Source organism: Pseudomonas sp. W5-36 (genome assembly GCF_046540455.1).
In the GTDB taxonomy this organism is placed as follows: domain Bacteria; phylum Pseudomonadota; class Gammaproteobacteria; order Pseudomonadales; family Pseudomonadaceae; genus Aquipseudomonas; species Aquipseudomonas graminis_B.
Genome location: NZ_JAXCIQ010000010.1, coordinates 93,352 through 108,289, shown reverse-complemented (window position 1 = coordinate 108,289; position 14,938 = coordinate 93,352). Strand labels below are relative to the sequence as shown.

The following is a 14,938-nucleotide window of genomic DNA, read 5'->3' as shown; positions in this document are numbered from 1 at the left end:
AGACGAAAAAAAACCGCTCAAGGCGGTCGGGGGGGTTACGAGGGCTGTTCAGGCCATGGCGGGGACGTCAGCGTCAGGTCGATGCGGTTTACCGCTATCCGGTACTGCTTCCACTTTTTTAGCAGGCCGGTTTCTTCAGCGGTAGCTTCGTCGAGATCCACTGCGTCCTGAAGCGGTCCGATGGCGAGCGTCGCCGTCGCCAGCGCCGTGTCACGAAGGTTGGTGTTCTTCTTCAGAATGTCTTCCGCCGATGGCACGAGTTCAGGCGCCTGCGCAATTGGCTCCAAAGTGAAGACCCCTTTTTTGCATTTGGTGCCGGTGGTTACCGGAAGCCCGTCAGGAATTAGCACCGCCTCCTGACCCTCGGACGGGGTCCAGTTCTCGGTGTCTCCGTCCCAGACCGACACGTTGATCACCTTTCCTTTTTCAACGATTGCGTAGTTTGCCATTGCCAATTACCACTCCAGAATGAGAACACCTTGTAAACCTGGCGCACCGGTGCCGCCAGGCGCTGAAACGGGCGAGGTGTACGCACCACCAGAACCACTGCCGCCAGCACCGTAACCACTTCCCGGAAAAGCGCTGGGGTTAGCGCCTACCGCGCCTCGGCCCGGAGGTCCTGCGTTGCCGAATGGGGTGCTGCCGCCAATTCCACCCATGCCACCGGAAGCCTGTCCGCCGGAATACACCATGGTGTCTGAGGCATACCCGCCTTTCGGGAATCCAGCGCCGCCTTCTGGGCCTGCGTAGTTTGCAGGGGAGGCGGTACCGCCGGAGCCCAGCAGCCCCTTGGTGCCGCCTGCAAGCGTAAGATTCCCGAAAATAGTGGCGCCGCCATCTGTTGCGTTATTGGCGGCAGGTGTCCCTCCAACACCTGGAGCGCCGATTACGTAGGGAATCGACTGTCCGGGGTTGACGTTGATCAACTGCCGATAGAGCGATTGACCTGCGCCGCCGCCTGATCCTCCCGTGACAAACGACGATGAATTGGTCGACAGAGTTGCGCCACCGCCGCCGCCAGCACCGCAACCGCTTAGCCAGATTTGATACACACCATCCGGCACGATGAAAGTGCCATTGGCGGTGAGCCGGACCATATTTTTGAGTTTGCCAACCTGGCTCGCGATGATCGCCCTGATGGCAGCGAGTAGCTGATTGTTTGTATTTTCCTTGGGCACCAGCGATGCGCCCCGAATGGTATTCAGGATTTCATCGGTGACCGCATTGCCCCAGTCCGAGGGGATCAACGAGCCGATCGTGCCGGTGGCCGTGTTTTCATCCACAAACCTTCCGCCCACGAGCCCGACGCTGGGGACGCTAATTGGATAGTCCACTGATTATTCTCACTTGTAGTTGATATTGACGATGGTGTGCGCAGGTGCGTAGCGGCGGATGATGCATTCAAGGGCACTGCCGGGATTCGCACCAAATCGCTGACCCCAATGGCTCACACCAAATCGGCGGCCGAGGGATTGCCGCCCGCCCGTGTTCAGGGTCCACATGAACTGGGCCTGCCACGTGCCGAAGTGGCTCTTCCCCATGCGAGCACGACCAAAGCGTGGCGCTCTGTGCTGAGTGACAGACGCGTTCGGATAGCCCTGCCCTCTGGCGATCGCGATGAAATAGCTGACGTGCTGGCTGCCAATCGCGAGAAGTCGTTGCTGCACCCCGAGCTGGCGATCAGCAAATGCCGGTGAGCTGCCCAGACAGTCATCAGGGAGCCCCATAACTGCCTCCCATTCCGGCACCAGCTCGAAGACATGGGCCGGGTCCATCTCGGAATTAAGAGCAAACGCCCGGGCATCCAGCCGGGCCATTTCCTGCGCAATCCCGGTGAGCACGACTTCCAGCTCGGGAGCCCCCTCCAGATCCCAGGCCGGACCTTGAGGAAGAAGAGCGATCAACTGTGAGAGGTACTCATCGGCGGTCCTTATTGCCATGTGATTGCCCCCACCGTGAGCAGCTCGTTGGGCTTGGCGGTAACGTCATTCGCAGGGCTGCCAACCACGTTGTCGACCTCACCTTGTGCGCTGCTAATCGCCTCCCGGATATGACTGATCAGCAGCGTCTCACCCAGGCCCGCCTCTCGCTCGTGCAGGTCTGTGAGTTCAGCGGTAACCGCAGTGCGCACCACGGTGGTGTCCGGGGTGAGCTTGATCGTGTAGTTGACGGCTTTGAGCACCGGCGCAAGCACGATCACTTCGGCGGTCACCGGCGCCTTGGTGTGGATGTAGTTCTTGACCGTGGCGATCTCATTGGCGTCCGGAATGATCGAGGCGTCGCCATCGCGAACGAAGAACACACCCACGGTGCCGGGGCCCAGGTAATTTTTCACCGTCCAGGCGCGCGTCACCCCTGCGCACTCCAGCGCCCACGTCACGTAGTCATCAGCGTCTCCCCCGTGGGGAATAACCTGGTAGCTGCGAATGACGCGACTGCGCAACGATTCGACTGACTCCTGGTTACTGCCACCGGTGATGCCCGGCGCCAAGACGGTGAACGTCTCGTCAATGCCCGTCACCGGCTGCACCAGCTTCAGGGTCAGGCCTGCGGCTGCATTGCCCAGGATTCCGCCGTCAACGGCTTCGAGTTTCGCGGTGTTTATCCCTGAAGCCGGAGTGATAGCGTCCACCACACGGTACTGACGCCCGTCGCTCGCCTGCACCACCAGATTCGCATCCAGAACAGATCCTGCTGAGGCCAAGAAGCTCGCCGATCCGGTTGCACTTTTCGCCGGGATGCGCGGGGTTTCCAGCCGCAGCAGCGCTTGGCGCTCGAGCGTGACGGCGTCCGCGGTGTCGGGGAGGATCTGCTTGGCAATCCAGTTGAGGTAACCGTACAGCCCATAAGCCGCGCCACTGATCGTGCGTGACAGCACCTGCGCATCTGACTGGCGCAAGGCATCACTGGCAAGGTCAGCAGCGGTGCGGCTGATGAGCGTGGGCAGGGTCGGGGTTTCAAACGGCATAGAGCACCTGCCAATGTTCGTTAGGGTAGATATCCAGGGTTTCGCCCGAGGGCAGGGTCATGACTACGCCCAGGTTGAGCCGGGAATGCCCGGCGCGTTCTGTAAGCACCTGCACCGCAGTGGCATGTCCGTCATCCAGCAACCATTTGAGCGCCTCCTGGGCATAGGTCACGGCATCACCGATGGTTGCGCTGGTCAGCTTGCGCCGGCGCAGCAGCCAGAGCCTCGAGCCGATACGATCGTTCGCAACCAGCGGAAAGCTGTCACCCCACCAGCCGTAGCGCTCCTCGTCTTCGACCTGATCGGAGGCATTGGCGCGGCGCCACGTGAACAGGCTGATTTCCACAGCCCGGCGCAGGTTGACCTCTACGCCATCCGCAACGATGACGGTCATGACGCACCCCCAGGGACCGGCGGGCCGCTCTGGTCTGGGCCTTCCTTCACACCGGTGTGCGGGTGGTTGATCTGGCTAACGCCGCCGGCGATCTGGTCGCCCTGGCTGACGATTGTCCCGGTCTGCGTAATGCTGGGCGTTTCGAAGTGAACACCCTTCGCCGCGCGAATGTTCAGCGTCTGGGTCTCAATGTCGATGATGCGGCCACGCTTGAAATGGATCTTGTCGCCCTCATCGGTAAATATCGCGACTTCGCCCGCCTCCAGGGCTTGCAAGCGATATCGTCGGTCCGCGACGACTACCACGACGCCATGGGATCGGTCGCCGCCCATAAACGCGGCCAAACCTTCCGCCCCCTCGTGGGGGCAGCTCGTAAAGCCGTAGGGCTCAAGGTGCTCCATCCCGTCTTTGAGCTCGCCATGGGTCAGGCGCATCTGCAGGCTTTGCATCTTGCCCGTGGACTTGACCATGGCCACGACGCCGCGCGTCAGCAGGTTCATCAGTCGGCTCATTTGTCTTTGTAGTCCGCAGGTAGGAGGTATTCGACGGCGTCGGTTTTCTTGGCCTTGCGCTTCTTGTGCGGGTCGTCAGGCTCTTGCAGGTAGCCCTCGGGCGGTCCCACTCGAAGACGGCAGATCGTCCCTTGCTCGTCGAGCGTGTAGGTCACCTCGGCGATGAGCATGTCGCGGTCGTAACCGATCACTGGATCAACGACGCGCACGATGGTGTTTGGCAGCCACAGCGCACCGTTGCTCTGCCGCCAGCCCTGGACGTCATAGGTCACTTCCAGCGCTTTGCCCACGGCGGTGCCGCGTTCCCAGTTGGCCCGGTCGGCCGCCAGCTTGTCGCTGAGCTGTCCGCTCTCATGAATGACCTTGACTCGCTTGCGCGCCATACGCGGGTCCGCGACAGAGCTGTTGACCTCGGTGGTGGTCTTGGCAAAGTCCTCATCGGTGCCTGAGCGCTGGCCGATGACCCGGTACTCGGAGAACACGCGTGTGAAGTCCAGCGCGGCGTCTGCCTTGAGCACGTTGCGGCCCAGCTCCAGCGATTCGGCTGAGCGCCCTGCGCTACCCACCTCGGCCAGTACAACGTTGCCCTTCGCATCGTCGGTGCTGAACACCCGATATAGGGTGAGCAGGCGATCGATGGATTCAAACGCCGTTTCTCCCGGCTCGATGGTGTGGTCTGTCAAGCCGCTGGTGGTCGCGATCTCACTCCTGACAGAAAGTCCATAGGGGCTGGCCAGCGCTTGAACGATTGCCTGCACACTCTGGCCTTTCCACTGACCCGGCTGATTGATAGCGCCACAGTCGATCAGGTCGCCAGTTGAGGACCTGCCCGCAATCGATGTGGTGACCTTTTCATGGTCATAGCTGATCGGCGTGGCATCCACCCAGCCCGTCACCACCAGATCACCGCCGATGCGCACCTCGCAGCGAGCACCCTGCTTGACCGGGCGTAGCACATTTTGTCCGGGCCACTTCCAGGTGATGCCGATGTTGAAGCTGCGCGCCTGCCGCTCAAGACCGGCGCTGATTTCAACCGAGGTCCAACCGGAATAATCCAGCCCGTCAACGGTCAGCGTCACAACCGTCTTCGGGTCGGACAGGCTGCTGTTCTCGGGGCGGATCACCAGATGAACCCACAGGATTTCCGCGACTGCATTATCCCCATGAAGAACTCGCTGACGGCTCTGCGTCTGCTCGTACGGCGCATGTCAGGTGGCAGCATCGAAAGCATGAGGGAAATTGTCACTCGCTCCTACCGGCCTGCCGGGGAGACCCTGCAATGAGCTTCCAAGCCATGGCGTGGGCGGTCGAGCAGAAGTTGCCTACTCGGGAGAAGTTCGTGCTTCTGATGTTGGCCAACAGAACCAACCACGACACCGGCCGCTGTGACCCCTCGCATCGGCGTCTGGCAGATGACTGCGGTATGAGCGCCTCGACTGTGAAGCGTGCTATCCAGCAGCTGGAGGAGGACGGTTATCTGGTCATCGAAAACCGAGCATTCAATGCGGTGAAGCTGCCGAATCAGTACCGGCTTTGCCTTGAAAGGGGGGTAGGGTCACACAGAACCTACCCGGTTCAGGATGAACCCACCGTGGGTTCACACAGACCCGAGGGGTTAGGTCACAGTGACCTGGGGGTAGGGTCACACAGACCTATAAAACAGGAATATAACCAGGAAGATAAAACAGGAAGTAAAACTGAAAAGCCTTGCGGCGACCTTTCGGCCCCCCCGACGAAGGCCGCCGTCTCGAACAAATCGGCGAAAAGACCGAAGGCGGAGCTGGCCGATGCTGAGCGGCAAGAAGCTTGCCGCATGATCTGGTCCTCCTACTCGACGGCTTACTTTGCGCGGTACCGGACTGAGCCGGTGCGCAATGCCAAGATCAACACGCAGGTGAACGATCTGCTCAAGCGGCTGGGCAGCGTTGAGGCGCCTCATGTCGCGGCGTACTACGTGACGATCAATGACAGCTACTTAATCCGGAGCTGTCATGACCTTGGATCGCTGCTGGCAAAGGCGGAAGCCTACCGAACGCAGTGGGCAACCAACACGCAGGTGAATGGGGTTACGGCTCGGCAGATGGAAAACACCCAGGCCAATCTCAACGCCGCCGAACAGGCCAAAGCGATGATTCTGGAAGGAGGGCAGGGTAATGCTTTCCTCCGCCGATAAAATCGCTCTGGTCGAAGCTCTGTGCGTGACCGCAGAGGCGCTCGGCACCACCTTGAGCCCAAACACCGCCAAGACTATGGCCGACGATCTGGAGCAGTTCTCGGTGTCTGCGCTGGTTGACGCGCTGCAGCTCTGCCGCCGCGAGCTGAATGGCCGGTTAACGCTGGCAGCAATCATCCAGCGGCTGCAGTCGGCGGATGGGCGTCCTGGACGGGACGAAGCTTGGTCCATCGGGCTGGCATCAAGCGACGAGACCGACACCGTTGTGATGACCGAGGAAATTCGCCTGGCGATGTCGGCGGCACAGCCAATTCTGACAGTGGGCGACAAAGTCGGTGCTCGCATGGCGTTTATGTCTGCCTATGACCGTCTGATCGCCGAGGCGCGGCAGAAAGGCGAGCCAGCGCGGTGGAGTATTTCCGCAGGCTTTGATCCACAGCGCCGCGTAGCCGCAATTCAACAGGCGGTACTGATGAAGCGCCTTGAACCGATGGCTGCAAATCTTGCGCTCGAAGGGCTTGGACAACCAGCGATCAACGAAGACGGGCGTGCGATAGCCGGGCTGCTCACAGGAAAGACTGCGTCGCCCTCGCCAAAGGTAAGGGATCGCTTGCGCCAAATCCGCGATGAGATGAGGGAGCGGTCTGCGGAGCGCGAGGCTGATCGGCTTCGCACGCTGAGAGCCGAGCGTGACAGCCACCTCGAGCGCGTTAACCAGCATATCGGCAAGGCCGACCGGTTGCGGCAGGAGCGTGGTGATGAATGACCAAGGCCGGACCGTTCATGTGTCCATCACCGACACCGAGATCCGCAAGCAGGCAGCCACCAGTGCTCGTCAGCTACGCGATCCTCGCTATCCGCAGCTGCGCTTCCGATATTCGACCGTCGACCGCGCCAAGGGCGTTTGGCACGTCGTCGTGGGCGGCAAGTGGGGCAAGGCCGGCAGCTACCCGGGCATCAACGCCAAGCTGATGCAGGCCACGCTGCCCGACATTCTCGCGCGCCGAGCCGTGGACTCGACTGCAGCGTCGACGACCACCAGTTGGCGCACCGTCGGCGACGTGCTGACCTGGTACACCGACCGGATGACGCGGGACCGTGGCCTCTCTCCCAAACGCAAGGCCAGCGCGCAGTCGGCGCTGCGTTGTCACTTGGTGCCGCGCCTTCAGGATCTGGAGCTGGCCAGCCTCAATCGGTCATCGCTCGACCGCCTGCTGATGTGGCCGATGCAGGAGAAATACGCGCTGTCGTTCGTGCGCTCGGTCTACGGCGTGCTGGCGGCGGCGTTTCGGCAAGCTGCCCGGTTGAAGCTGCTCGACGCCAACCCGATGGCCGATCTGAAGTTCACCGACTTCGTCCGAACCCGGATCAGGCCCAAGGCAGCGCGCTTGCGTGTCCGGCATGGGCGTTCCGCGCTACGTCTCGCAGCTTGCATCGGTCATTGCCCAAGCTGACCCGTGCAATGACCAGATGAGCTATGTCATCACTGACGACGTGGCGATGGTGGTGGACTCGGCGATTGCGCGGCTGATTGGGCGTAATCAGCAGATGGGGGACTTCGTGTGGCTTTACTTCGGAGCCAAGTGGACGGCCATCAGGATCGGTGAGCAAAACCGGATGGCGGAGCGCAAGGCGCGGGAGATCATCAAGCAGGGAGTGGCGTGGATTGACTCGGCTTTAGAACATTTTCGCGAAGCTGCGTAAAAGTTCTATGCGGGCGGATAAACACCTGTTTTCATGGCACGGTGTTCAACGCATTCAGCGCGACACCCCAGATGAAAAGCCCGACATTTAGATCGGGCTTTTTGTTGCTTCAGTCTTTCAATAAGCGCGGTAGTGGGCATTCGTCCCCGTGCAGACTATGAACGCATTTCAGCCCGGCTGCAGAAAGCGAGTAATGGTTCGGCCACAATGAGGATCGATCCTGAAGGTATCCTTCATCAGCCAGCCACCTAGCAGCCAGCCGGATTAGCGCGTCGGCTCGTATCCATCCCTCATCATTGGTGGGTTCCCCCCACTCATTGAAAGTAGCAGCTACCGTCGACAAGCCTATGACGCAAGGATCTAGGTATATAGGCGTAGGAAAACTTTGATGAAGCGCCTTTAAGACATTACCTACAACGCCGTCAAACTCGACGATGTGATCTATAGCCATAGCGAATCTTCCTGAATTGGCTTAGGGGATGTCATGTTGCCAGCTAGTGAGCCCGTTTGGAACTATCCGGAATGTTGGATGAGCCGCTGAACAGGCATCACTCAATCCATGGCTTCTCCTCTATCGAGAGTGCGCGGGGCGGCTTTGGCGGGCTGATGGAAAGACATCGCGATTTTTAGCCTCGGCATTTGCCGGGGCTTTTTAGTTTCAGCCCCGCCACACCCATCGCTCCGAGCTGGGAGTGCTGTGGGGCTGACCCATTCCCCGATCCCGAAAGGGCGGATGTCGGACTACGACGAACATGCCTGAAAAATCACCTGACTTCTGGGCGCAGGTCTGGCTCGTCCTGTCGAATCCGCTCTGGCAAGGAGCGATCATGGCCGCAACGATTTCACTACTGCGCGTGCTGTACGAAGGAAAAGAGGCCAACAAGTGGCGCGTTGTGCTCGAGGCGCTGATCTGCGGCGCCCTGAGCCTGTCCGCCAGCAGCGTCATCGAATGGATGGCCTGGCCCTCGAGCCTGTCTGTCGCCGCGGGCGGCACTATCGGGTTCATCGGTGTCACCGCGATCCGCGAACTGATCATCCGATTCCTCGGCCGCAAGGCGGACTCACTATGAGCCTCGAACCCGTTGTCGCAGTAGCCAAGGTTGGCTCCACATTGCGAGCCATTGCGGCGGCCATCGTCATCGTCATCGTGATGAGCCTGTTGATCGCTATCCAGCAGATCCGCGTCGTCACGCTTCAGGGCGCTGTGACCGTCGAGGCTAAAGCTAAGCAGGAAGCGGTAGATGCGAACAACGCCAGCCAGGCGACGATCACCACGCTGCGCGCGGAAGCGAAGCGGAACGCTGACTACACGGCGGACCTCACTAAGCGCATCAAAGCCAGCGAAGACAAGGCCAAAAAGGCCAAGAAGGATTTCGATGATCTTAAGCGCAACAGCAAACCTGTTCGTGATTGGGCTGCTCAGCCTTTGCCTGACGGCCTGCGCGGCAAAGCCGCAAGTGGTAACAAAGACAACAGCCATAAGGCTGGAAGCCCCTGAGTTGATCCCATGCGAGCGGGTGAATGCAGACGATACCGATCTGCGTGATAACGGCGACGTATGGGAACTGAAGGATCAGGCCATCAAGCTGCTCGACACGTGCGCCGATCAGGTAGACGCCCAAATCCTTCGCAGTAGAAGTAAATGATCGACGACGAGGTCTACTTCACGATTCGCAGATCTGGCTTCCGCTTGCGCGCGGGACTGATGCCAGCTTCGGCGCAGCTAAGTTCCTCAAGCCTTTCTTTGAGATTAAGATTTGCGTCGCACAACTGCTCCATAGCATCTATGAGGGCGGGATGACCATGCGTCCCCTCGGCTCTCAATTTGGCTAGCTGAGCTGCAAGCAGTTTGTAATCTTGAAACAGCTGCTCAAACTCTTCGTATTTCATGTTCACTCCTCGCATGAAGGTGGCGTTGATCTCTATGGCGAGTTCGGTACGCCAAGTTTCCACCGCGGTTTAGTTAGTCGCACGTTTAAGCAATGCTCGGGCCACTTTCTGGAGCGGGACGCAGCCGCGTTTGCCCGAAGCCGAATACCCGGCCGCCTGTACGAGGGCTACAAACCATCTCCAATGATCATGCAGGAAGACCACGATTACGCTGGTGCCCTGGCATTCGCGCGATGCAAGTGGCCGACCTGCTCCATATGTTGAGGCGCTCATGCCGCAGAGAACTCTCAAGCCATGCGCCGCGAGAGATTGCAATGCGCTGACTCGCAACGCCAAGTACTGCGACGCGCACCTGGATCTCTCCAAGGCATGGGGAGCCAGGCAAGGCTCGGGCCGTGGCGGCAGGCCATGGCGACGACTGCGAGATCAGATTCTCGCGCGCGATCATTACCTATGCCGTTGCGATGATTGCGTTCGGCTTGGCAGAGTGCGTGCTGCGACGGAGGTCGACCACATCGTGGCCTTGGCACATGGCGGCACTGACTACCCAAGCAACCTCAGGGCGATCCATCACGACTGCCACAAGCTGAAGACGGCGCGCGAGGCGCAGGCCGCCCGCGCCAACGGCTGAGGCGTGGCGGGAGGCTGTGACACGGCAGTGGCCCAGTGTGGCACGTCGCAGGCCCTGTGTGGCACGCCAACTTCCCGACCGCTCGTCGGATGTGCACCGTTTTGGGGCGGGGGGAGGGTCGAAAGTCTAGGGGTTTACGAGGCGGACACCGCCTGCCCGTCGTTTTTTTACACCCGCGAAATATAAAACTCAGGAGTGGGCCCATGGCCGGGGTGAAGGGGAGGTCGGGCCGTACTCCCAAACCCACGGCCCAGAAGGTTCTCGCAGGCAATCCAGGCAAGCGAGCGCTCAACCATGCAGAGCCCCAGTTTTCAAAGATCACTCAGATCGACCCGCCCGAGTGGTTGAGCGAACGCGCAGCCACGATGTGGAAAATGATCGTTCCAGAGTTGCTTCGCGAGAACGTGGTGGCCATCACCGATCTGCATAACGTCGAAGCATTCTGCAGCGCCTATGACAACTGGCGGCTCGCGCAAGAGTCGATCAAGCAGTTCGGCATTGTGGTGACCGGAGCCACTGGCGGCCCGATGAAAAACCCGGCCTTGACCGCGGCAAACGAAACGATGCGCCAGATGGTGACCTTCGGCGCGATGCTTGGGTTGGACCCGGCGAGCCGCACACGCCTTATCGGCGGCAACAAGGAAAAAGAAACCAACGAATTCGCCAAACTATTGAGTAGCTGATGACCAAACCATCCCACCCCAACGTCGACAAGGCGATGGCGTGGGGTCGGTCATTGCTGCGCGGCAAGGTACCGGCGTGCCGCTTCATTCATCAGGCGGTGCAGCGTCACTTCGACGACATGGCTGCCAGTCGTAAGCGTGGTTTCCGATTCAAGTTCGATCCGGTAAAGGCTGAGAAGAAACTCAAGCTGATACAGCTCCTGCCTCATACAAAGGGCGAGTGGGCTTTCAAGCGGCAGCTGATCAGCCTGGAGCCTTGGCAGCTGTTCGGCCTGGCCGTCACATTTGGCTGGGTCAAAAAGAAGGGCGGGCATCGACGGTTCCGCGAAAGCTATTGGGAGGTACCCCGCAAGAACGGTAAATCCGTTGTCGCCGGCGGCGTGGGCATCAGCATGTTTGTCGCCGATGGCGAGCATGGCGCCGAGGTGTACGCCGGAGCGACCACGGAGAAACAGGCGTGGGAGGTTTTCAGGCCTGCGAAGCTGATGGTCAGCAAATCGCCAATGCTGGTCCAGGCGGCGGGGATCGAGGTCAATGCCTCGAACATGAATATCCCCTCCGACTTCAGCCGCTTCGAGCCGCTGATTGGCGACCCGGGTGACGGCGCTTCACCAAGTTGCGCGATCGTGGACGAATACCATGGGCCTTGTGGTATTGCGATAACCCATTGCTGGTTGCTGCATCCGACATACCGGCATCATTCAAAGTCGCACTGCTGCTTCTCACTGCTCATTCCTACGAAAACCGAGAGGCCGTCGCCTCGGGCGCTGCGCTGGAAACGCTGCCGTTGGCGGTCGACTCCTTTCTATGGAGCTCGCGCAACTTCCGCGATGCACCCGAACCGGACGAAGAAAATGGCATACCAGGACCTTGGTGCTGGCGACCTTAATCGGCGCATTACGATTCAACGAAGAACCGATTACCCGGCCGAAGACATGGGTCTTGATTCGGTGCTCACGCTGCCCAGGGAGCGATGGGCAAAGATCGAGCCCGTGGGCACGGCCGTATATGCCAACGGAGTGCAAACCGACAGAAAAATTACCCACCGGGTTTTTGTTCGGTACCTGCAAGGAGTTACCGAGGCAGATGAAATCACGTCGGAGGGCTGTATCTATGCGGTGCGTCGTGTCGCTGCCATGAATGGCGGCCGCCGATTCACCGTGCTCGAGGTCGAGGAACTTGGCTTAGAACAGCCTGGAGGAAGCCTATATGGCTAGACCTGCAGCCTATCTGCACTTCGGCGAGTTCGACAGCTACGGCAAGCTCGACTTCGACAAGAAGGAAATCCGCAAGGCCATGCGCAAGGCTGGCGTGCTGGTGCGCGCCGAGGGCCGAAAGCTGGTCAGCAAGCGCGCAGTGTCAGGCAAAGGCCAGTACCCCGGCATGCGCAAAGGCAGGCTGCGCCGTTCGATCACATACCGGGTTAGCCGTGCCGGCTTCCTGGTAAAGATCGAACCGCAGAAGACCGCCGACATGAAGGACTTCTACCCGGCTTACCTCTGGTACGGAGTGCGCCGCGGTGCCAAGCGTGGCAAGTCCCATAAAAAGCAGGAAGCGACCGGAGCATGGCGGATCGAACCGCGCGAGAACTACATGGTCGACGCGCTCAACAACAGCAAGGACGCCGTGCGCTCGATCCTCAAGCAGGCCTTTGCCGCCGCTCTGCGCTGATCAACGAGACAACCAATGAAAATCACTCCTGTGGTGCTGCACCTGCGGCAGCGCTGCCCGCTGTTCGGTGGGCGCGTGGCGGGCGGCATCGACTTCGATGCCGTGAAGGCCAGTCAGCAAGTTGATCGGCCTGGGGCGTTCGTCATCGCGACCGGTGATGACGCAACGGACAACGACCTACAGAACGGCATCCGCCAAGACATCACGGACGCTTTTGACGTGGTGGTCATCCTGGATGCGAAGGATCAGCGCGGGCAACTGGCGGTGGACGTGCTCCACGACATACGCGCCGATCTGTGGCGCGCTTTGGTCGGCTGGAAGCCTGGCGCCGAGTACGAACCCGTCACCTACGACGGTGGGGACTTGGTTCAGATCGACCGGGCGCTGGTGATCTTCCGCTATTCCTTCGTGACTGCTTTCCAGCTGGGCCGCAATGCGTCAACGGATCCTGCCGAGACCTGGCATGAGCTTGAGCTCGACGGCTTGCCCAAGCTGGAGGGCATGGACATCAACGTGGACTGCATCGACCCGGCAGACCGCAACCTCAAATACCCCGGCCCGGATGGGCGTATTGAAATTCAACTCAAAGAGGAACTGCCATGAACCGCATTACTGTGGTGCCGGCCAAGGGGCGCGCGGTGCCCGATCCGGAAACCGGGGAACTCCTGTTGCCCGAAGGTCGGGATGTGCCCGATGACGCTTACTGGCGCCGCCGTCTTGCTGATGGCGACGTCGTGATCCCTAACGCCCCCGCCAAAGAGGTCGCGACCAAATGAGCGTAGGATTTCAACAGATCCCCGCGGATATCCGCGTGCCGCTGTTCTATGCGGAGATGGACAACTCGAACGCCAATAGCGCGTCGAGCGCGCTGCGCCGCCTGATCGTGGGTCAGGTCAACGACCTGTCCACCGCCGATGAAATCGGCAAGCTGGTGCTGGTGTCGAGCCTGGCCCAGGCCAAGACGATCGGCGGCCAAGGCTCGATGCTCGCGGCGATGTACGACACCTGGCGTCAGAACGACCTGGTGGGCGAGATCTGGTGTTTGCCGGTCAAGGCCAGTGCCGGTGCTGCGGCGACGGGCAAGGTGACCATCACCAACACCGCCACCGAAACCGGGCTGATCAACCTGTACGTGGCGGGTGTGCGTGTTCAGGCAACCGTGGCCTCTGGCGCTGCAGCCGCCGTCGCTGCCGCTTCGTTGGCTACCAAGATCAACGCTGCTGCCGATCTTCCTGTAACTGCGGTTGCGGCGGCAGGTGTGGTGACGCTGACGTCCAAGTGGCTGGGTGACTCAGGCAACGATATCGGCCTGAGCCTGAACCGTCTGGGCAAGAGCAATGGCGAATTCACCCCGGCGGGCCTTACTGTTGTGGTAGCGCCAATGTCCGGCGGCGCGGGCACCCCCGATGCTACAGCCGCCCTTGCCGCGCTCGGCGACGCACCGTTCGAGTTTATTTGCGTACCCTGGGCCGACACCACCACACTGGACGCATGGAAGATTGCGATGGGTGATGCCAGTGGCCGCTGGTCCTGGGCCAAGCAGCTCTACGGTCACGTCTACAGTGCCCTGCGCGGCACGCTTGGCACCCTGGTAGCAGCTGGTCAGCCGCGAAACGACCAGCACATGACCATCTTCGGCTTCGAAGCGGGCGTTCCTCAGCCATTCTGGCGCGTGGCCGCTGCTGGCGCTGCACGTCAGGCGCTGTTCCTTTCCGCCGATGCCAGCCGGCCAACCCAGACCGGCGTGCTGGTGGGAATTGATCCCGCGCCTGAGGGGGCGCGCTTCACGCTGACCGAGTTCAACTCGCTGCTGCAGTACGGTATCGCGACCTTGTTCTTTGAAGGCGGCTATGTGCGCATTCAGCGCGCGATCACCACGTACCAGAAAAACGCTTATGGTCAGGCGGATGATTCCTACCTAGACAGCGAGACGATGCACCAGAGCGCGTACATCGTGCGCCGCCTCAAAGGCATCATCACCAGCAAGTACGGTCGCCACAAGCTCGCGAGCGATGGAACCCAGTTCGGCGATGGTCAGCCGATCGTCACACCCAACGTCATTCGCGGTGAGCTGATCAGTGAATACGGCAACATGGAGCGCGACGGCCACGTCGAGAACTCGGCGCTATTCGCCCAGTACTTGATCGTGGAGCGCGACAGCAAGAGCCCGACGCGCATCAACGTGCTGTACCCGCCGGATTACGTGAACGGCTTGCGCATCTTCGCGCTGCTCAATCAGTTCCGCCTGCAGTACACCGCCGAAGCGGCGTAACGCTGTCCCGTTTTCAAGGCCCGCCACGAGCGGGCCTTTT

Annotated in this window: 23 protein-coding genes and 1 pseudogene; 16 read left to right on the top strand and 8 right to left on the bottom strand. The window is 60.5% G+C overall.

The window, feature by feature from the left end; translation table 11 throughout:
• Window positions 1–35 precede the first annotated feature (35 nt).
• From SLW74_RS17385 to SLW74_RS17355, 7 genes are read right to left on the bottom strand one after another with little or no spacing between them, the layout of a single operon-like run.
• Window positions 36–449: a tail fiber assembly protein gene (locus tag SLW74_RS17385; protein ID WP_369303628.1), complete on the bottom strand. Its 414-nt coding sequence runs from the start codon at window positions 447–449 to the stop codon at window positions 36–38.
• 6 nt (window positions 450–455) lie between these two features.
• Window positions 456–1,283: a hypothetical protein gene (locus SLW74_RS17380; RefSeq protein WP_369303630.1), complete on the bottom strand. Its 828-nt coding sequence runs from the start codon at window positions 1,281–1,283 to the stop codon at window positions 456–458.
• Between the two features lie 60 nt (window positions 1,284–1,343).
• Complete coding sequence (locus SLW74_RS17375) at window positions 1,344–1,940, bottom strand: YmfQ family protein (RefSeq protein ID WP_410929620.1); 597 nt, start codon at window positions 1,938–1,940, stop codon at window positions 1,344–1,346.
• Window positions 1,931–2,968 (bottom strand): baseplate J/gp47 family protein, encoded by a 1,038-nt coding sequence (locus tag SLW74_RS17370; protein ID WP_410929619.1) that lies wholly within the window; start codon window positions 2,966–2,968, stop codon window positions 1,931–1,933. Before SLW74_RS17370 ends, SLW74_RS17375 begins: the two co-directional genes overlap by 10 nt.
• On the bottom strand, window positions 2,958–3,362 hold the full coding sequence (locus SLW74_RS17365) for a phage GP46 family protein (RefSeq protein WP_410929618.1): 405 nt from the start codon (window positions 3,360–3,362) through the stop codon (window positions 2,958–2,960). The genes SLW74_RS17370 and SLW74_RS17365 overlap by 11 nt, the downstream gene beginning before the upstream one ends.
• Window positions 3,359–3,874: a phage baseplate assembly protein V gene (locus tag SLW74_RS17360; RefSeq protein WP_369303636.1), complete on the bottom strand. Its 516-nt coding sequence runs from the start codon at window positions 3,872–3,874 to the stop codon at window positions 3,359–3,361. Before SLW74_RS17360 ends, SLW74_RS17365 begins: the two co-directional genes overlap by 4 nt.
• Window positions 3,871–4,974 (bottom strand): phage baseplate assembly protein, encoded by a 1,104-nt coding sequence (locus SLW74_RS17355; RefSeq protein ID WP_410929658.1) that lies wholly within the window; start codon window positions 4,972–4,974, stop codon window positions 3,871–3,873. The genes SLW74_RS17360 and SLW74_RS17355 overlap by 4 nt, the downstream gene beginning before the upstream one ends.
• Window positions 4,975–5,153: 179 nt before the next feature.
• Between SLW74_RS17355 and SLW74_RS17350 the strand changes: the two genes are divergently transcribed.
• The 7 genes from SLW74_RS17350 (at window position 5,154) to lysC (ending at window position 9,397) form a co-directional block, all read left to right on the top strand.
• Window positions 5,154–6,047, top strand: a complete 894-nt coding sequence (locus SLW74_RS17350; protein WP_192133062.1) for a helix-turn-helix domain-containing protein — start codon at window positions 5,154–5,156, stop codon at window positions 6,045–6,047.
• On the top strand, window positions 6,028–6,813 hold the full coding sequence (locus SLW74_RS17345) for a hypothetical protein (protein WP_410929617.1): 786 nt from the start codon (window positions 6,028–6,030) through the stop codon (window positions 6,811–6,813). The genes SLW74_RS17350 and SLW74_RS17345 overlap by 20 nt, the downstream gene beginning before the upstream one ends.
• A complete protein-coding gene (locus SLW74_RS17340) occupies window positions 6,806–7,501 on the top strand; it encodes a hypothetical protein (RefSeq protein WP_410929616.1) in 696 nt (231 codons plus the stop codon). The genes SLW74_RS17345 and SLW74_RS17340 overlap by 8 nt, the downstream gene beginning before the upstream one ends.
• Window positions 7,449–7,751, top strand: coding sequence for an antitermination protein Q (locus tag SLW74_RS17335; RefSeq protein WP_410929615.1), 303 nt, complete (start codon window positions 7,449–7,451; stop codon window positions 7,749–7,751). Before SLW74_RS17340 ends, SLW74_RS17335 begins: the two co-directional genes overlap by 53 nt.
• Window positions 7,752–8,503: 752 nt before the next feature.
• Window positions 8,504–8,821, top strand: coding sequence for a phage holin, lambda family (locus SLW74_RS17330; protein WP_074893635.1), 318 nt, complete (start codon window positions 8,504–8,506; stop codon window positions 8,819–8,821).
• 41 nt (window positions 8,822–8,862) lie between these two features.
• On the top strand, window positions 8,863–9,249 hold the full coding sequence (locus SLW74_RS17325; protein WP_410929657.1) for a hypothetical protein: 387 nt from the start codon (window positions 8,863–8,865) through the stop codon (window positions 9,247–9,249).
• Window positions 9,158–9,397 carry an Rz1-like lysis system protein LysC gene (gene lysC, locus SLW74_RS17320; RefSeq protein WP_410929614.1) on the top strand — a complete coding sequence of 80 codons (240 nt, stop codon included), beginning with the start codon at window positions 9,158–9,160 and terminating at the stop codon, window positions 9,395–9,397. Before SLW74_RS17325 ends, lysC begins: the two co-directional genes overlap by 92 nt.
• Window positions 9,398–9,410: 13 nt before the next feature.
• Here the strand turns inward: lysC and SLW74_RS17315 are convergent, their stop codons facing one another.
• Window positions 9,411–9,641: a hypothetical protein gene (locus tag SLW74_RS17315; protein ID WP_369303663.1), complete on the bottom strand. Its 231-nt coding sequence runs from the start codon at window positions 9,639–9,641 to the stop codon at window positions 9,411–9,413.
• 271 nt (window positions 9,642–9,912) lie between these two features.
• On the opposite strand from SLW74_RS17315, the gene SLW74_RS17310 reads away from it, so the two are divergent.
• The 9 genes and pseudogenes from SLW74_RS17310 (at window position 9,913) to SLW74_RS17270 (ending at window position 14,898) form a co-directional block, all read left to right on the top strand.
• Window positions 9,913–10,272 carry an HNH endonuclease gene (locus SLW74_RS17310; RefSeq protein ID WP_369303661.1) on the top strand — a complete coding sequence of 120 codons (360 nt, stop codon included), beginning with the start codon at window positions 9,913–9,915 and terminating at the stop codon, window positions 10,270–10,272.
• 203 nt (window positions 10,273–10,475) lie between these two features.
• Window positions 10,476–10,955 (top strand): phage terminase small subunit P27 family, encoded by a 480-nt coding sequence (locus SLW74_RS17305; protein WP_133776777.1) that lies wholly within the window; start codon window positions 10,476–10,478, stop codon window positions 10,953–10,955.
• Window positions 10,955–11,596: pseudogene (locus tag SLW74_RS17300) on the top strand (terminase large subunit domain-containing protein); the annotation flags it as partial. The gene SLW74_RS17305 and the pseudogene SLW74_RS17300, both read left to right, overlap by 1 nt.
• A complete protein-coding gene (locus tag SLW74_RS17295) occupies window positions 11,572–11,844 on the top strand; it encodes a head-tail connector protein (RefSeq protein WP_410929656.1) in 273 nt (90 codons plus the stop codon). The pseudogene SLW74_RS17300 and the gene SLW74_RS17295, both read left to right, overlap by 25 nt.
• A complete protein-coding gene (locus SLW74_RS17290) occupies window positions 11,786–12,172 on the top strand; it encodes a phage head closure protein (RefSeq protein ID WP_410929655.1) in 387 nt (128 codons plus the stop codon). Before SLW74_RS17295 ends, SLW74_RS17290 begins: the two co-directional genes overlap by 59 nt.
• Window positions 12,165–12,626: a hypothetical protein gene (locus tag SLW74_RS17285; RefSeq protein ID WP_133776785.1), complete on the top strand. Its 462-nt coding sequence runs from the start codon at window positions 12,165–12,167 to the stop codon at window positions 12,624–12,626. The genes SLW74_RS17290 and SLW74_RS17285 overlap by 8 nt, the downstream gene beginning before the upstream one ends.
• A gap of 15 nt (window positions 12,627–12,641) precedes the next feature.
• Entirely contained in the window at window positions 12,642–13,229 is a 588-nt protein-coding gene (locus SLW74_RS17280) for a hypothetical protein (RefSeq protein ID WP_410929613.1), read from the top strand.
• On the top strand, window positions 13,226–13,402 hold the full coding sequence (locus tag SLW74_RS17275; protein WP_410929612.1) for a DUF2635 domain-containing protein: 177 nt from the start codon (window positions 13,226–13,228) through the stop codon (window positions 13,400–13,402). Before SLW74_RS17280 ends, SLW74_RS17275 begins: the two co-directional genes overlap by 4 nt.
• Entirely contained in the window at window positions 13,399–14,898 is a 1,500-nt protein-coding gene (locus SLW74_RS17270) for a phage tail sheath subtilisin-like domain-containing protein (RefSeq protein WP_410929611.1), read from the top strand. The genes SLW74_RS17275 and SLW74_RS17270 overlap by 4 nt, the downstream gene beginning before the upstream one ends.
• Window positions 14,899–14,938 lie beyond the last annotated feature (40 nt).

Bases quoted from the DNA above. Each gene is read 5' to 3' on its own strand.
- SLW74_RS17350 (WP_192133062.1), top strand. From the start codon at position 5,154: ATGAGCTTCCAAGCCATGGCGTGGGCGGTCGAGCAGAAGTTGCCTACT.
- SLW74_RS17345 (WP_410929617.1), top strand. From the start codon at position 6,028: ATGCTTTCCTCCGCCGATAAAATCGCTCTGGTCGAAGCTCTGTGCGTG.
- SLW74_RS17360 (WP_369303636.1), bottom strand. From the start codon at position 3,874: ATGAGCCGACTGATGAACCTGCTGACGCGCGGCGTCGTGGCCATGGTC.
- SLW74_RS17270 (WP_410929611.1), top strand. From the start codon at position 13,399: ATGAGCGTAGGATTTCAACAGATCCCCGCGGATATCCGCGTGCCGCTG.
- SLW74_RS17280 (WP_410929613.1), top strand. From the start codon at position 12,642: ATGAAAATCACTCCTGTGGTGCTGCACCTGCGGCAGCGCTGCCCGCTG.
- SLW74_RS17305 (WP_133776777.1), top strand. From the start codon at position 10,476: ATGGCCGGGGTGAAGGGGAGGTCGGGCCGTACTCCCAAACCCACGGCC.
- SLW74_RS17340 (WP_410929616.1), top strand. From the start codon at position 6,806: ATGAATGACCAAGGCCGGACCGTTCATGTGTCCATCACCGACACCGAG.
- SLW74_RS17365 (WP_410929618.1), bottom strand. From the start codon at position 3,362: ATGACCGTCATCGTTGCGGATGGCGTAGAGGTCAACCTGCGCCGGGCT.
- SLW74_RS17370 (WP_410929619.1), bottom strand. From the start codon at position 2,968: ATGCCGTTTGAAACCCCGACCCTGCCCACGCTCATCAGCCGCACCGCT.
- SLW74_RS17275 (WP_410929612.1), top strand. From the start codon at position 13,226: ATGAACCGCATTACTGTGGTGCCGGCCAAGGGGCGCGCGGTGCCCGAT.
- SLW74_RS17385 (WP_369303628.1), bottom strand. From the start codon at position 449: ATGGCAAACTACGCAATCGTTGAAAAAGGAAAGGTGATCAACGTGTCG.
- SLW74_RS17330 (WP_074893635.1), top strand. From the start codon at position 8,504: ATGCCTGAAAAATCACCTGACTTCTGGGCGCAGGTCTGGCTCGTCCTG.
- SLW74_RS17315 (WP_369303663.1), bottom strand. From the start codon at position 9,641: ATGAAATACGAAGAGTTTGAGCAGCTGTTTCAAGATTACAAACTGCTT.
- SLW74_RS17290 (WP_410929655.1), top strand. From the start codon at position 11,786: ATGCACCCGAACCGGACGAAGAAAATGGCATACCAGGACCTTGGTGCT.
- SLW74_RS17285 (WP_133776785.1), top strand. From the start codon at position 12,165: ATGGCTAGACCTGCAGCCTATCTGCACTTCGGCGAGTTCGACAGCTAC.
- SLW74_RS17310 (WP_369303661.1), top strand. From the start codon at position 9,913: ATGCCGCAGAGAACTCTCAAGCCATGCGCCGCGAGAGATTGCAATGCG.
- SLW74_RS17335 (WP_410929615.1), top strand. From the start codon at position 7,449: ATGGGCGTTCCGCGCTACGTCTCGCAGCTTGCATCGGTCATTGCCCAA.
- SLW74_RS17375 (WP_410929620.1), bottom strand. From the start codon at position 1,940: ATGGCAATAAGGACCGCCGATGAGTACCTCTCACAGTTGATCGCTCTT.